Annotated in this window: 11 protein-coding genes and 2 tRNA genes; 8 read left to right on the top strand and 5 right to left on the bottom strand. The window is 64.5% G+C overall.

Annotated features, from left to right (window positions below):
• Nucleotides 1-76 (top strand) — tRNA-Val (locus DMX11_RS17310).
• A 13-nt stretch (nt 77-89) separates the two neighbouring features.
• Nucleotides 90-166: transfer RNA gene (locus tag DMX11_RS17305), tRNA-Asp, on the top strand.
• Between the two features lie 113 nt (nt 167-279).
• On the opposite strand, the gene map is transcribed toward DMX11_RS17305, so the two are convergent.
• On the bottom strand, nt 280-1077 hold the full coding sequence (gene map / locus DMX11_RS17300; protein WP_110745609.1) for a type I methionyl aminopeptidase: 798 nt from the start codon (nt 1075-1077) through the stop codon (nt 280-282).
• A 356-nt stretch (nt 1078-1433) separates the two neighbouring features.
• Between map and DMX11_RS17290 the strand changes: the two genes are divergently transcribed.
• From DMX11_RS17290 to nirD, 3 genes are all read left to right on the top strand, one after another.
• On the top strand, nt 1434-5456 hold the full coding sequence (locus tag DMX11_RS17290) for a bifunctional nitrate reductase/sulfite reductase flavoprotein subunit alpha (protein ID WP_110745607.1): 4023 nt from the start codon (nt 1434-1436) through the stop codon (nt 5454-5456).
• Between the two features lie 302 nt (nt 5457-5758).
• Entirely contained in the window at nt 5759-8311 is a 2553-nt protein-coding gene (gene nirB / locus DMX11_RS17285; protein WP_110745606.1) for a nitrite reductase large subunit NirB, read from the top strand.
• Nucleotides 8311-8673: a nitrite reductase small subunit NirD gene (gene nirD, locus DMX11_RS17280; protein ID WP_110745605.1), complete on the top strand. Its 363-nt coding sequence runs from the start codon at nt 8311-8313 to the stop codon at nt 8671-8673. The genes nirB and nirD overlap by 1 nt, the downstream gene beginning before the upstream one ends.
• Before the next feature lie 63 nt (nt 8674-8736).
• On the opposite strand, the gene DMX11_RS17275 is transcribed toward nirD, so the two are convergent.
• The 4 genes from DMX11_RS17275 to DMX11_RS17260 all read right to left on the bottom strand — a co-directional run bounded on the left by DMX11_RS17275 (nt 8737) and on the right by DMX11_RS17260 (nt 12670).
• Nucleotides 8737-9687 carry a 2-hydroxyacid dehydrogenase gene (locus tag DMX11_RS17275; RefSeq protein WP_110745604.1) on the bottom strand — a complete coding sequence of 317 codons (951 nt, stop codon included), beginning with the start codon at nt 9685-9687 and terminating at the stop codon, nt 8737-8739.
• 24 nt (nt 9688-9711) lie between these two features.
• Entirely contained in the window at nt 9712-10470 is a 759-nt protein-coding gene (locus DMX11_RS17270; RefSeq protein WP_110745603.1) for an SDR family oxidoreductase, read from the bottom strand.
• A gap of 18 nt (nt 10471-10488) precedes the next feature.
• Entirely contained in the window at nt 10489-11199 is a 711-nt protein-coding gene (locus DMX11_RS17265) for a fumarylacetoacetate hydrolase family protein (protein WP_110745602.1), read from the bottom strand.
• Between the two features lie 130 nt (nt 11200-11329).
• Nucleotides 11330-12670: an MFS transporter gene (locus DMX11_RS17260; protein ID WP_110745601.1), complete on the bottom strand. Its 1341-nt coding sequence runs from the start codon at nt 12668-12670 to the stop codon at nt 11330-11332.
• Between the two features lie 348 nt (nt 12671-13018).
• On the opposite strand from DMX11_RS17260, the gene DMX11_RS17255 reads away from it, so the two are divergent.
• From DMX11_RS17255 to DMX11_RS17245, 3 genes are all read left to right on the top strand, one after another.
• A complete protein-coding gene (locus DMX11_RS17255) occupies nt 13019-13948 on the top strand; it encodes an AraC family transcriptional regulator (protein WP_110745600.1) in 930 nt (309 codons plus the stop codon).
• 10 nt (nt 13949-13958) lie between these two features.
• Nucleotides 13959-14891, top strand: a complete 933-nt coding sequence (gene pcaQ, locus DMX11_RS17250; RefSeq protein ID WP_110745599.1) for a pca operon transcription factor PcaQ — start codon at nt 13959-13961, stop codon at nt 14889-14891.
• 242 nt (nt 14892-15133) lie between these two features.
• Complete coding sequence (locus DMX11_RS17245) at nt 15134-15910, top strand: FKBP-type peptidyl-prolyl cis-trans isomerase (RefSeq protein ID WP_110745598.1); 777 nt, start codon at nt 15134-15136, stop codon at nt 15908-15910.
• Nucleotides 15911-15968 lie beyond the last annotated feature (58 nt).

Raw genomic sequence — 15968 nt, 5'->3', positions numbered from 1 at the left:
GGGTGATTAGCTCAGCCGGGAGAGCATCTGCCTTACAAGCAGAGGGTCGGCGGTTCGATCCCGTCATCACCCACCACTCGATGTATAGCGCAGCGGTAGTTCAGTCGGTTAGAATACCGGCCTGTCACGCCGGGGGTCGCGGGTTCGAGTCCCGTCCGCTGCGCCATATTCCACTTCCAGGGCCCACTGAACACCCGGAAGTAACAAAGAAAGCGACCTTAGGGTCGCTTTTTTTGTGCCTGAATGTTGTACCCATACCTGCAGGCGTTTGCCGCAGCTTCAGCCACGACGTTCCTCCTCCCGCAATGTCAGCACCTCGTACCCACCCTCGGTCACCGCCACGGTATGTTCCCACTGCGCGGACAAGCTGTGGTCCCGGGTGATCACCGTCCAGCCATCCTTCAACTCGCGCGTGCCGCGGCCACCCTGGTTGATCATCGGCTCGATGGTAAACACCATCCCCGGTTTCAGCTTCATGCCCATGCCGCGCTGGCCAATGTGCAGCACCTCTGGCGCTTCATGCATCTGTTGGCCAATGCCATGCCCGCAGTATTCGCGCACCACGCTGTAGCCCGCTGCCTCGGCATGGGCCTGCACGGCATGGCCGATATCACCCAGCGTTGCCCCAGGGCGCACCTGCTCGATGCCTTTCCACAACGCCTCATAGGTGGTGTCGACCAGGCGCCGGGCTTCATCGCTGACCTTGCCGATGCTGTACATCTTCGAAGAGTCGGCAATGTACCCGCCCTGTTCCAGGGTGATGTCGACGTTGACGATCGAGCCCTCCTGAAGCACCTCGTTAACCTTGGGCATGCCGTGGCACACCACATGGTCCACAGAGGTATTCAGCGAGTAGGGAAAACCATACTGCCCTTTGCTCGCCGGCCGCGCCTTGAGCGTTTCGACGATGAACGCCTCGGCGTGGTCGTTGATCTGCATGGTGGTCACGCCGGGGCGGATGAACCTGTCGAGTTCGGCGAACACCTGGGCCAGCAGCTGGCCGGCGCGGCGCATCAGGTCGAGTTGAGCGGGGGTCTTGAGAATCACCTGGGACATGGGGGGAGGGTAGTTGCTCATGCTGGAAATTGCCCCAGCATAGCGCCTGGGAGCGTGAGGTTGCCACCGCATGGTGCGCAAGGCACGCCGCAGCACTGTCTTTGTGGGAGCGGCCTTGTGTCGCGAAAGGGCTGCAAAGCAGCCCCGGCAATACAGGAATAAAATTCGGGGGGCGCCTTGCGGCCCTTTCGCGACACAAGGCCGCCCCCACGAAAAGCCGTTCCGTGCACCTGGCCCACTATTTGCTGAAGCCTCCTCACCAGGGCTATCAACGTCGATAGCCCGCAAAACCTCACGACAAAGGCGCCGTGTTGTCCCGCTTGCATCAGCATGCCGGGGCAGCCGGCGCCTTTTTGCGTTCCTACAGGAGCTCGCCCATGGCCAACAGCGAAGTACGCAGTGTCTGCCCCTACTGCGGCGTCGGTTGCGGCATCGTCATGAGCGTTGCCGATGGCAAGGTCGGCAAGATCAGCGGCGACAAGCAGCACCCCAGCAACTTCGGCCGGCTGTGCACCAAAGGCCTCACCGCACATGTGCCGCTGACGGCCGCCGGGCGCATGGAGGATGCCTATGTGCGCCCGCACCGCAGCCAGCAGCCGGTACGCGCCAGCATGGACCAGGCCATCACCGACAGCGCCGCGCGCCTGCGTGCCATCATCGACCAACATGGGCCCGACGCCGTGGCGCTGTACGTCTCCGGGCAGATGTCACTCGAGGCCCAGTACCTGGCCAACAAACTGGCCAAGGGCTTCATCCGCACCCGCCACATCGAGTCCAATTCGCGGCTGTGCATGGCCAGCGCCGGCAGCGGCTACAAGCTGTCGCTGGGTGCCGACGGCCCGCCAGGCAGCTATCAGGATTTCGAGCATGCCGACGTGTTTGTGGTGATCGGCGCCAACATGGCCGACTGCCACCCGATCCTGTTCCTGCGCCTGCTCGACCGGGTCAAGGCCGGTGCGAAGCTGATCGTCGTCGACCCACGGCGCAGCGCCACCGCCGACAAGGCCGACCTGTTCCTGCAGGTACGCCCGGGCACTGACATGGCCTTGCTCAACGGCTTGTTGCATCTGCTGCACATCAACGGCCACACCAACCCTGCCTTCATCGCCCGCCACACCGAAGGCTGGGATGACCTGGCAGCCTTCCTCGACGACTACAGCCCCGGGCGTGTGGCCGCCATCACCGGGCTGGCCGAGGCCGATATCATCAAGGCGGCCGAATGGATCGGCAGCGCCGGCAACTGGATGAGTTGCTGGACCATGGGCCTGAACCAGAGCATCCACGGCACCTGGCACAGCAACGCGATCTGCAACCTGCACCTGGCCACCGGTGCCATCTGCCGCCCCGGCAGCGGGCCGTTCTCGCTGACTGGCCAGCCCAATGCCATGGGTGGCCGCGAGATGGGTTACATGGGCCCGGGCCTGCCAGGCCAGCGCTCGGCCCTGGTGGCCGCCGACCGCGCCTTCGTCGAGCAGCAATGGCAGTTGGCGCCGGGCAGCCTGCGCAGTGAAGGCGGTGACGGTACGGTGGCGCTGTTCGGTCAGATGAAAGCCGGCGAAGTGAAAGCCTGCTGGATCATCTGCAGCAACCCGGTGGCCAGTGTCGCCAATCGCCAGCAAGTGATCGACGGCCTGCGCCAGGCCGAGCTGGTCATTACCCAGGACGCCTTCCTCGATACCGAAACCAACCGGTATGCCGACATTCTCCTGCCCGCTGCGCTGTGGGCGGAAGGCGAGGGCGTGATGATCAACAGCGAGCGCAACCTTACCCTGATGCCACGCGCCGTCGAGCCGCCAGGGCAGAGCCTGCCTGACTGGCAGATCATTGCCCGTGTGGCCTGCGCCATGGGTTATGGCGACGCTTTCGACTACCCCGACGCCGAAGCCGTGTACGAGGAAATCCGCCGCTTCCATAACCCGGCCACGGGCTATGACCTGCGCGGCATCGGTTATGCCGAACTGCGCCAGCAACCGCACCAGTGGCCCAGCGCACCGGGCCGCGAACACGCCCGCAGCCCGCTGCGCTACATCAACGATGGCAGCAGCCAGGCGTTGCTGCTCGATGCCCAAGGTGAGCGCCCAGCGCTGGCCTTCCCGACGGCCAGTGGCAAGGCGCGCTTCTTCGCGCGGCCTTGGTTACCTGCCGCTGAATTGCCGGATGAAACCTTCCCCATGGTGCTGAACACCGGCCGCGTGCAGCACCAGTGGCACACCCTGACCAAGACCAGCAAGGTGCCGGCGCTGAACAAGCTGGAGCCAGGCCCCTTCGTTGAAGTGCATCCAGAAGATGCGGCCCGGTTGGGTCTGGCCGAAAAAGACCAGGTGGCCATTCGCTCGCGCCGCGGCCAAGCCGTGCTGCCGGTACGCGTCAGTGATCGGGTGATGCCTGGCAACTGCTTTGCACCTTTTCATTGGAACGACCTCATCGGCGATCAGCTGGCAATCAATGCCGTGACCTGTGACGCCGTCGACCCGCTGTCGTTGCAACCCGCCTTCAAGCACTGCGCCGTGGCCCTGGAGCGGGTCGCCGGTGAGCGCATCGATGCCCTGGACCTGAATACTGCTACGCCGGAGCCCGCCAGCATGCCGACTGCCACCCTGTCCCGCCTGCTTGGCCTGGACACATTGCCGGCCCCGGTGCTGGCCGAGGAAGAACGCCATTACCTGCAAGGTTTTCTGTTGGGTCTGGACCAGGCGCGCGCCGAGGGCGTGCCCAGCCTGCCGGCCACTGCACCGCTGGTTGCTCACCACCGGCTGTTTGTCGACGGGCTGCTGGCCGGGCTGTTCGCCCAGCCAGCGGCACTGCCCGGCGCAGGCTTGGCCACCCCAAGGCACCACGTGCTGTGGGCCTCGCAGACGGGCAATGGTGAACTGCTGGCTGAGCGCTGTGCCGAGCGCTTGCGCAGTGCTGGCCTCGACGTGCAGCTCAGCTGTATGGAGGCGGTCACCCCGCGCCAATTGCAGGGTGCTGCCAGCGTAGTGTTGATTGCCAGCACCTTTGGTGACGGCGATGCTCCCGACAGCGCGGCGACGTTCTGGCAGGCGTTGCAGGCCGAAGAGGGCGGCCATTGTGCCGAACTGCCCTATGCCGTGCTGGCCCTGGGCGACTCCAGCTACGACCAGTTCTGCGGCTTTGGACGCAAGCTTGACCAGCGTCTGGCCGAGTTGGGTGGGCGGCGCCTGTTGCAACGGGTGGACTGCGAGCCGGACTTCGACCAAGCCTTCGCCGGCTGGCTCGACGCGTTGCTGCCCACGCTGGCCAGCGCGGCGCCGCAGCAGGCACCTGAATCTGCGCCCGTGGCAGCCTTCAGCAAGCAACAGCCTTGGGCTGCCAGCCTGCTGGAAAACCGCCTGCTCAACGGCCCCGGTGCCAGCAAGGAAACCCGCCAGCTGGTCTTCGACCTGAAGGGCAGCGGCTTCACCTATGCCGCCGGTGACGCCTTGGGCGTGTGGCCGCGCAACTGCCCGGCGCTGGTCGATGAACTGCTGGCACGGATGCAGCTCGATGGCCAGGCCAGGGTCGAGCTGAAGGGCCAGCCCGCCATGCCCCTGGCTGAAGCCCTGCACGCGCATCTTGAAATCGCCAAGGTCACCCCGCAGCAGCTGCAGGTGTTCGCCCGCAGCGCACCTGACCTGCAACGCCTGCTGCAACCCGAGTGCAAGGCTGAACTGCAGGACTGGTTGTGGGGCCGGCAACTGGTCGATGTGCTGCGCGCCTTCCCTCAGCAACTGCCCCTGGCCAGCTGGCTCGACCTGCTCAAGCCGTTGCAGCCACGGCTCTACTCGATCAGTTCCAGCCCGCTGGTGAACCCGGATCAGGTGCACCTCACGGTATCCACGGTGCGTTACGGGGTACGCAAAGGGGTGTGCTCAAGCTTCCTTGCCGACCGTGCGCAGGCGCTGAAAGTGGCGATTTTTCCGCAGGTGACGAAGCACTTTCGCCTGCCGGAGGACGACAGCCTGCCGGTGATCATGGTCGGCCCTGGCACTGGTGTTGCGCCGTTCCGCGCCTTTCTGGAAGAACGTGAGGCACGGGGGGCTAAAGGGGGTAACTGGCTGTTCTTTGGCGAGCAGTACGCCGCTACCGACTTTTATTACCGGGACCAGTTGCAGGCTTGGGAGAAAGCAGGCCACTTGCGGCTCGATACGGCGTTCTCGCGTGACCAGGCGCAAAAGGTCTATGTGCAGCAACGCATGCTCGAGCAGGGCGCGCAGCTGTGGCAGTGGTTGGAGGCGGGGGCGTATTTCTATGTCTGTGGCGATGCGCAGCGCATGGCCAAGGATGTGGATGCGGCATTGCGCACAATCGTGGCCGAGCATGGCGGTATGGATGCAGTACAGGCGGCTGCATATGTTGAAGGTTTGAGCAAGGCCAAGCGTTATCGCCGGGATGTGTATTGAGTGCACCGGGATGGGCTGAGGTGCACTGTGAATGTGCATGCCTGCGCGGGCTTCTTCGCGGGTGAACCTGCTCTCACAGGTACCGTGCAAATCTGAAGACCGATGCAATCCCTTGTGGGAGCGGGTTCACCCGCAAAGAGACCGATACAGGTAAAGCAACTGGCACAGTCCCTGCTTTATCTTCGATACAACAAGCCCCGCTGATCAACGGCGATCAACTCAGGGGCACACCGTGATGAATACAGGCAAAGGCGCCTGGAGCTTCGGCTCCAGGCGCTTTTTTTTTGATCGAGGATCGGCTTATGAAGGCAACAGCGAGCAGCGGGCAACGAGAGCGACTGGTCATCGTCGGCAACGGCATGGTCGGCCACCATTGCGTCGAACAACTGGTCAGCCGCGGCGCCCTGCAGCGCTTCGAAGTAAGGGTGTTCGGCGAAGAACGCCAACGCGCCTACGACCGCGTGCACCTGTCCGAATACTTCGGCGGCAGCTGTGCCGAAACCCTGGCCCTGTGCGAACACGATTTCTACACCACCAGCGGTGTGCACCTGCACCTCGGTGAGGCGGTGCTGGAAATCGATCGCGAACGCTGTGAGGTGGTCACTGCCGAAGGCCGCTATGGCTACGACCAGCTGGTGCTGGCCACCGGCTCCTACCCCTTCGTGCCGCCGATCGAAGGCTCCAGCGGTAACGCCTGCCTGGTCTACCGCACGCTGGACGACCTCGATGGCATTCGTGCGGCTGCAGCCAGTGCCCGCCGTGGCGTGGTGGTCGGCGGTGGCCTGCTTGGCCTGGAAGCGGCCAACGCCCTCAAGTCATTGGGCCTGGAGGCCCACGTGGTGGAGTTTGCCCCACGGCTGATGCCGGTGCAGCTGGACGCCGAGGGCGGTGCTGCGCTCAAGGCGCAGATCGAAGCGTTGGGTGTGGGGGTGCACCTGTCACGCGCTACCCAGTCGATCAGCGAAGGCGAGGCCTACCGCTACCGCATGAACTTCGACGGCGGCGAGCACCTGGAAACCGACCTGATCGTATTCTCTGCCGGTATCCGCCCGCAGGACGCCCTGAGCCGTGCCTGCGGGCTTGATATCGCCACACGCGGTGGCGTGGTGATCGATAACCACTGCCGCAGCAGCGACCCGCGCATCTTTGCCATCGGCGAGTGCGCTTCGTGGAACGGCAGCGTGTTCGGCCTGGTCGCGCCAGGCTACAGCATGGCGCGCAATCTGGCGGCGTTGCTGATGGGCGAGGCGGCAGTGGCCTTCACCGGTGCAGACATGTCGACCAAGCTCAAGCTGCTGGGCGTGGATGTTGGCTCGATCGGCGATGCCCATGGTGCCACGCCGGGTTCGCGCAGCTACCGCTTCATCGACGAAGCCAACAGTGCCTACCGCCGGCTGGTGGTGGATGCCAGCGGCAAGCACGTGCTCGGCGCGGTGCTGGTCGGAGACAACAGTTATTACGACGCCCTGCTGCAGTACGCCCAGAACGGCATCGCCCTGCCGGCCGACCCGGCAGCGCTGATCCTGCCGCAAGGCAGCGGCGCGCCGGCCTTGGGTGCTGATGCGCTGCCCGACAGCGCGACCATCTGCTCCTGCCACAACGTCAGCAAGGGCGCGGTATGCGCCGCAATCGACAACGGCTGCAGCGACCTGGCCGCCGTCAAAGGTTGCACCAAGGCCGCGACCGGTTGTGGCGGTTGCGCGGCCCTGCTCAAGCAGGTCTTCGAGCACGAACTGAGCGCCCGCGGTGTGGCAGTGGACAAGAGCCTGTGCGAGCACTTCGCCTACACCCGTCAGGAGCTGTACGGGCTGGTGCGGGTAGAAGGCATCCGCACGTTCAGCGAGCTGCTCGAACGTCATGGCAAAGGCCACACAGGGTGTGACATCTGCAAGCCGGCGGTGGGCAATATCCTCGCCTCCTGCTGGAACCAGCCGATCATGGACCCGGCGCTGGTACCGCTGCAGGACACCAACGACACCTTCATGGCCAACATGCAGAAAAACGGTACCTACTCGGTGGTGCCACGCATCCCGGGTGGTGAAATCACCCCGGACAAGCTCATCGTCATCGGCCAGGTCGCCAAGAAATACGACCTGTACACCAAGATCACCGGCGGCCAGCGCATCGACCTGTTCGGTGCCCAGTTGCACGAGCTGCCGCTGATCTGGGGCGAACTGATCGAGGCCGGCTTCGAAACCGGCCATGCCTACGGCAAGTCGACCCGTACGGTGAAATCGTGCGTGGGCAGCACCTGGTGCCGTTACGGCGTACAAGACAGCGTCGCCATGGCCCTGCGCCTGGAAGACCGGTACAAGGGCCTGCGCAGCCCGCACAAGCTCAAGTTCGCGGTGTCTGGCTGCACCCGCGAGTGTGCCGAGGCGCAAAGCAAGGACATTGGCGTCATCGCTACCGACAAGGGCTGGAACCTGTACGTGTGCGGCAACGGCGGCATGCGCCCGCGGCATGCCGAACTGTTCGCCACCGACCTGGACGACGAAACCCTGGTACGCCTGATCGACCGCGTGCTGATGTTCTACATCCGTACGGCCGACAAGTTGCAGCGCACCTCGGTGTGGCGCGAGAACCTGGAAGGCGGCCTGGACTACCTGAAGCAGGTCGTGATCGACGACAGCCTGGGCCTGGCCAGCGAGCTGGAAAGCCAGATGCAGCATGTGGTCGACCAGTATGAATGCGAATGGGCCAACGCCCTCAACGATCCCGAGAAGCTCAAGCGCTTCCGTACCTTTGTCAACGATCGCCGCGCTGACCCGGACGTGCACTTCGTGCGTGAACGCGAACAACGCCGGCCAGCGGCGCCGCTGCACCTGATCCCAACTGTCGAGGAGGCTGTCTGATGAACCTGGCCAATGCTGCTGTGAACACTCAAGAAAACTGGCAGGCGGTATGCCAGGCGCACGACCTGGTGGCCGACTCCGGGGTGGTGGTGTGGCTCGACGGCGCCCAGGTGGCGTTGTTCTACCTGCCTGGTCAGGCTCAGCCGCTGTATGCGGTGGACAACCGCGACCCACGCTCCGGCGCCAACATCATCGGTCGCGGGCTGGTGGGCAGCGTACAAGGTGAGTTGGTGGTGGCAGCGCCGCTCTACAAGCAGCACTTCAGCCTGCTGAGTGGGGAGTGCCTGGAGGATGCCGGGCAGAGGTTGCGGGTGTGGCCGGTGCGGTTGAAGGGAGCGGCCGTGGAGCTGTCTGTGGCCTGATCACCATTTGCTGGCTGCCCCCACTTCGCGGGCTTGTCCCGCGAAGAGGCCGGCACCAGCCGGCTAGATCACCAAACCCTGCGGCGTGCGCCCGGCAAATACATCCACCAGGCTGGCCACCACCATCTCGCCCATGCGCGTGCGGGTCTGCACCGTGGCGCTGGCTCGATGCGGCTGCAGCACCACATCCTCACGCTCGAACAATGCCTCGGGCGCGCGGGGTTCGTCGGCAAACACATCCAGCGCCGCGCCAGCGATTTCCCCGGCCTGCAGCGCCGCGATCAACGCCGGCTCATCCACCAGCTTGCCGCGTGCGATGTTGATCAGGTATCCCTCTGCCCCTAACGCCCGCAGCACTTGGCGATCGATCAGCGCCTCGCCCTTGTCGGCCGCCGCCGCCAGGATCAGTGCATCACTGTCCTTGGCCAGCTGCAGCAGGTCTGCCTCAAAGCCGTAAGGCACGTCCAGCGCCTGCAGGTCGGTGTAGCGAATCGGGCACCCGAACGCTGCCGCCCGTTGGGCGACTGCGCGGCCGACGCGCCCCATGCCGACGATGCCCACGCGCATGCCCGACACCTGCCGGGCCAGTGGCAACGGTGCCAGCGGCGTGGCACTGGTGGCCCAATGGCCGGCGCGAACGAAGCGGTCACCGGTGCAGATACCCCGGCACAAGCCGATCAGCAGGCCAATCGCGAGATCGGCGACGTCCTCGGTGAGGGCACCGATGGTTGCCGTTACCTGGATGCCACGATCGCGAGCATAGGCCAGGTCTACCGCGTCGGTACCGACACCGTTGACCGCGATCACTTCAAGGTGGGGCAAGCGTGCCATCAGCGCCTGGCTGATACCGGTGTGGCCGCCAGTGATCACGCCGCGAATATTGCCGGCATGCTGGCTGACGTAGGCCTCCTTGTCGGCCTGTTCGTAGTAGCGGTGCACGGTGAACAGCTGTTCCAGGCGCTCACGGATCTGCGGGATCAGGATAGGGCTCAGTTGCAGGACTTCGGGTTTCATCGGTCACTCCATCATAAACAGGGATCAGCCACGGCCAACGAACGGCATGTTGCTGGCCATCACGGTCATGTTCAGTACGTTGGCGTCCAGCGGCAGCGCCGCGATGTAGCGCACGGCATCGGCCACATGGCGCACGTCCAGCATCGGCTCGGCTGCGATCTCGCCATTGGCCTGGCGTACCCCCCGGGTCATGCGCTCGGACAACTCGGTCAGGGCGTTGCCGATGTCCACCTGGCTACACACGATGTTGTACGGCCGGCCATCCAGCGCCAGCGCCTTGGTCAGGCCCAGCACCGCATGCTTGCTGGCCGTGTAGGGTGCAGTGAACGGGCGTGGGGTGTGCGCCGAGATCGAGCCGTTGTTGATGATTCGCCCACCTTGCGGTTGCTGGCGGCGCATCAGGCCGAAGGCAGCGCGGGCGCACAGGAACACCCCGTCGACGTTGGTGGCGATGACGTTGCGCCAGTTCTCCAGCGGCAGCTCGTCCACCGGCACGGCGGGCGCGTTGATGCCGGCATTGTTGAAGATCACATCGAGCCGGCCGTGCACTTCTTCGATGGTGGCGAACAGCTGCGCGACGCTCTGCTCGTCGCGTACATCGGTGGGCACGGCCAGCGCCTCACCGCCTGCTGCCAGCGCCTGTGCAACCACGGCTTGCAGGGGTTCGGCGCGGCGCCCGGCGAGCACCAGGCTGAAGCCGTCATCCAGCAGGGCGAGGGCGACGGCGCGGCCGATGCCGCTACCGGCACCGGTGACCAGGGCGATTTTCTTGTTCTGGGTCATGTCGGGTCTCCGTCAGGTTCAGGCTGCGTTGGCTGTTTGCCCGGCAGGGCGGGGGCCGACACGCAGATGCAGTTCGCCGATACCGTCGATGCCGGCGTGTATCGTGTCCCCCGGGTTCAGCGGGGCCACGCCGGGCGGGCTGCCGGTCATGATCAGGTCGCCCGGGCGCAGCGGCAGCTGGCGTGACAGCCGGCTGATCACTTCGGCCAATGCCCAGGTCTGCTGGCTCAGGTGAGCACGCTGGCGCTCCTCGCCATTGACCTGCAGCCATAGCGACGTATCCAGCGGCCAGGCGCATTCGCTGGCGGGGACGATGGCGGTCATCGGTGCCGAGGCCTCGAATACCTTGGCACCTTCCCAGGGCAGGCCCTCGGCCTTGGCCTTGCGCTGGTGGTCGCGGCGGGTCAGGTCCAGGCCGGCGGCGAAGCCGAACACGTGCTCCAGGGCCTGTTCCGGGGCAATGTCGGCACCGCCCTTGGCAATGGCCGCGACCAGCTCGATTTCATGGCAGAACTCGTCGGTCTGCGGCGGGAAGGGCAGCTCGCCCGATGCCTCGACGACGTTGCTCGCCGGCTTCATGAAAAACACCGGCTCCAGCGGCGCCGCGCCGTAGGATTCCGGCCACGGGTAGTTGCGGCCGATGCAGAACACCCGGCCGACGGGGAAGCGCGCATCGCTGCCGCGGATCGGCAGGCTGACGATGGCCGGCGGGTTGAACAGGTAGGTCATGGGTGAATCCTCCGTACTGGAGTGGCCAGCGTATCCAGCGGCTGGCCGGCAAAGTTGGACGAAAGCGGGGTTGGGTTGGATTATCCAAGTAACCTGTACCGGCCCAATCGCCAGCACAGGCAGTGCAATCTCAAGCAGTTGTTTTCAGCTCGATGCGATACAGCTTCCCAAGCAGCAGCGAGTAAGACAGCGTGCCCATCAACGCCACGCCGCCGATGAACCAGAACGCCATGGCGAACGAGCCACTGGCGTGCACGATGGCGCCGATCACGATCGGTGTGACGATGCCGCCGATGTTCGCCGCCAGGCTGGTGATGCCGCCGGTCAGGCCGATCAGCTCCTTTGGCGCCACTTCCGACACGGCAGCCCACGACGACGAGGCGATGCCCTGGGCGAAGAACGCCAGGGTCAGCACGGCGATGCACAGCACATTGGAATCGGTGAAGTTCACCAGCACGATCGACATCCCCAGCATCGAGCCCACCACCAGCGGCAGCTTGCGGGCAAACGACAGCGAGTAGCCCTTGCGGATCAGCAGGTCGGAGACGATGCCCGCCAGGAGGATGCCGACCGTGGCACCAATGAACGGCATGACCGCGAAGATGCCAACCTTGATCAGCGTCAGCTGGCGTTCTTCGATCAGGTAGGTGGGGAACCAGGTAAGGAAGAAGTACAGTGCCGAGGTGCTGGCGAACTTGCCCAGGCAGATCGCCCAGACCTGGCGATAGCGGAACAGTTCGGCGACCTGTCGCCAGTCGAAGCGGGTACGTTGCTGGCTGCTCTTCACCAGGCCACCGCCGTTCTCGATGTAGGCCAGTTCCTCCTTGCTGACCTTCTTGCAGTTCAGCGGGTCGCGGTATAGCACCAGCCACACGACGCCGAACAGGATGCCCACCAGGCCGGTGCTGTAGAACACGTGGCGCCAGTCATAGGTGGTCGCCAGCCACAGCAGCGCGCCGGTGAACAGCGCGGTGCCCAGGTACTGGCCACATACGTAGATGCTGCTGGCCATGCCGCGCTCGCGGGCGGGGAACCACACCGTGACCGCACGGCTGTTGGCCGGGAAAGCCGGGGCCTCCATGGCGCCGACCGCCAGGCGCAGGCCGAACAGTGAGGCGAAGCCGCTGGCCAGGCCTTGGGCCACGGTGACTGCCGACCAGCTGATCAGCGACACGCCGTAGGTCAGGCGCGAGCCGAAACGGTCGGCGATGAAGCCGGCCGGCACCAGTGCCAATGCGTAGGTCCAGGCGAAGGCGGAGAAGATCAGGCCCATCTCGACCTTGTCCAGGCCCAGGTCCTTGGCCATGAACGGCGCTGCGATGGAAATGTTCACCCGGTCGACGTAGTTGATGATGGTCGCCACCAGCAGCAGCGACAGCATGAACCAGCGGCGGCGGGAGGGCAGGCGCTGGGCAGGGGCCGCGTCCAGCGCGTACGACGACGCGGCGCGGGGGGTAGGCGTGCTCGACATGAGTCGACCTCGTTTGTTGTTGTTGGTAGAGGTTGGGCTGCAGTCCCTTTTCTACAGTGGTCGTACGACGCATCGAATGCAACGGCGGTTTTAGACCGTTTTTTTCGCTGGAGGCGGGGGAGGGCTGTGCTGTCCAAGAAAATCAGAAGGTGGGGTTTTGCGCGTATTTTCAGCTGTATGTCGCATTCTCAGCGGGTTGTGGGCGTTTAGGGTTGCGCGAGTTTTTGCAGACAGGTTTAATTTGATGACTTTAGACATCGTACAACTTGTTGAGCCTGCCTTGGTCTCTTCGCGGCCTGCCCATGAAGGGGCCAGACAGCGCCATCCTTGAAGACTGGAGCCAACCCAATGCCCCCCAAGCGCGAGGTTCCGACCTACGTCATGCAGCAGCGCAGCGAGCTGATGGATTTCTACATCCGCGACCAGCGCGGGCGCCCCGCCGAGACCGCGCCGCACCGTCACGAGTATTTTCAGATCCAGGTCAATTTAGGCGGCGACACGGTGCAACACATCGGCAGCGTGCAGCGCCCGTTCAGGCGCAACACCCTGGCTTTCATCCTGCCGCACCGGGTGCACGTGATCCCACATCCGGCGGACAGCGACTTCGTGGTGATCAATTTCTCCCAGACGTTCCTGCTGCCGCACCTGGCCTGCGACCCGATGGACCTGGAAGAAGTGTCGATCCTGCAGGCGCCGGAGCTGTCACCGTTCCGCTTTCAGGAGCATCTCGACTTTTGCCTGGGTGACGCCGACTTTGCCGAGGCGCGGCAAATCCTCGATCGCTTGCGTGAACTGGATGCCAACCGCCGCTTTGGTACCCGCGAAATGCTCAAGGGCCTGTTGCTGCAGCTGATCGGCCAGGTCTGCGGCCTGTACGCCGAGCCGCTGCGCGAACTGGCCGACAGCAACGCTGCCCAGCTCAGCCGCCGGGCCGCGCTGGGCCGCATGAGCGAATACCTGCGCCGGCATATCGACGACCCCGACCTGAACCTGCAAAAGGTCGCCGCCGCCACCTACCTGTCGCCCACCTACCTGACCCACTGGCTGCGCAAGGAAATCGGCAAGACCTTCAGCGAGCTGGTGCTGGAGCGGCGCATGCACACCGCGCGCAACTACCTGCTCAATGGCAGCCGCCCGGTGGGCGAGGTGGCGCGGCTCTGTGGCTTTGCTGATGAAGCCTACTTTTCCCGGCGCTTCCGGCAGATCCATGGCCTGCCGCCCGGGCAATTTCGCCGCCAGCAGCGCGACCCGGATACGCCGCAGGTAGCGATGCGTTAAGCTTGCTGCCATGAACCTCGACACCCGCATCAAGTACCGTCACCTGCTGTGCTTCCTGGAGATTGCCCGGCAGGGCAGCCTGGCCAGGGCGGCCGATATCCTGTCGATCAGCCAGCCGGCGATTTCCAAGACCCTCAAGGAGCTTGAAGACCTGCTCGAGGCGCGCCTGTTCGAGCGCAGCCGCCAGGGTGTCGAGCTGACCCCGGCCGGCACCCGCTTCATGCGTTATGCCGGGCCCAGCGTGCAGGCGCTGCGTGATGGCGTCAGCAGCCTGCGCGGTGAAGCGCGGGCGCCGTCGCAGGTGCGCATTGGCGTGCTGTCGACGGTCGAGGGGTTGCTGATGCCAGAGGTGCTGTGCCGCCTGCATCAGCGCCACGAGGCGTTGGTGATCAGCGTGGTGACCGGGGTCAGTGCGCAGTTGCTGAGCCAGTTGCACCTGGGTGAACTGGAACTGGTGGTTGGGCGCATGACCGACAGCCCGCAGATCCAGGGGTTGTCGTTCGAGCACCTGTACAGCGAGTCCATGGCCCTGGTCGTGCGCCCCGGCCATCCTTTGCTGGGGAGCGCTCCAGTGGAGCGGCAGCGGGTTGGGCAGTATCCGCTGGTGCTGCCACCACCCGGCACCACCATTCGCCAGCACGCTGACAGCTTGTTCGTGCAGTGCGGCATCCAGATGCCGGCGCAGCGCCTGGAGACCTTGTCGCTGGCGCTGAGCCGGCGGTATCTGCTGGGCAGCGATGGGCTGTGGGTGGCCCCACGGGATGCGGTGCTGCTCGATTTGCGCCGGGGCGAGTTGGCCGAGCTTGACCTTGGCGTGCGTGAGCCGGGAGGGTCGGTGGGGATTTGCCGCAATGCGGCCTTGCCGTTGAGTTTGCCGGGGCAGTGGGTGGGTGAGGTGCTGCGGGAGGTGGCGGGGGAATATCGGGATGGCCGGTATCCTTGAGACTTATGGGCTCACTTTACCTGCTTCAGAACCCGCAGAAATAAAAAGCCACAAACGCCCTGCAAAGCCGGCACGAAGGGTCAATACTGGCCATTGGCTGCAAAGCTTCGATGAAGAAGCTTTTAACTACTGAACTTCCTTACGAAAACCCGCTCCTATGCCGGTAGCCATTGGTCATGGCCGCCTGCTAAGCTCGCGGCTTTACCCTGATTGCCCTTATGGCGCATGAACAAGGAAATAGCATGAAACAGCATCGTTTGGCGGCTGCGGTTGCCCTGGTAGGCCTGGTACTGGCTGGCTGTGATCAACAAGCCAGCAGCCCCGAGCTGAAGACTCCGGCACAGAAAGCCTCCTACGGTATCGGCCTGAACATGGGCAAGAGCCTGGCTCAGGAAGGCATGGAAGACCTTGATTCGAAAGCGGTTGCCCTCGGCATCGAAGACGCCGTTGGCAAGAAAGAACAGCGCCTCAAGGACGAAGAGCTGGTAGAAGCCTTCACCGCGCTGCAGAAGCGCGCCGAAGAACGCCTGGCCAAGGCCAGTGAAGAAGCCGCTTCGGCTGGCAAGAAGTTCCTTGAAGAAAACGCCAAAAAGCCTGGCGTGGTCACCACCGCCTCGGGCCTGCAGTACGAAGTGGTCAAGAAGGCCGACGGCCCGCAGCCCAAGCCGACCGACGTAGTCACTGTTCACTACGAAGGCAAGCTGATCGATGGCAAGGTATTCGACAGCTCGGTCGAGCGCGGCAGCCCGATCGACCTGCCGGTCAGCGGCGTCATCCCGGGTTGGGTCGAAGGCCTGCAACTGATGCACGTTGGCGAGAAGTACAAGCTGTTCATCCCGGCTGAACTGGCCTACGGCGCTCAAAGCCCAAGCCCGCTGATCCCGGCCAATTCGGTACTGGTGTTCGACCTGGAACTGATCGCCATCAAGGACCCGGCCCAGCTGCAGGGCGCCGAGCCGGAAGCCGCGGCCCCGGCCGAAGCACCTGCTGAAGCCCCGGCTGAAGCACCTGCCAAGTAACTGGCCGCTTGTTGAAAACGCCCCGTCCTGACGGGGCGTTTTCGTTTTGGGCGATTGG

This window comes from Pseudomonas sp. LB-090624 (assembly GCF_003205205.1).
Classification (GTDB): domain Bacteria; phylum Pseudomonadota; class Gammaproteobacteria; order Pseudomonadales; family Pseudomonadaceae; genus Aquipseudomonas.
Note: the sequence above shows the minus strand (reverse complement) of the source record. Positions and strands in the feature narration are given on the sequence as shown.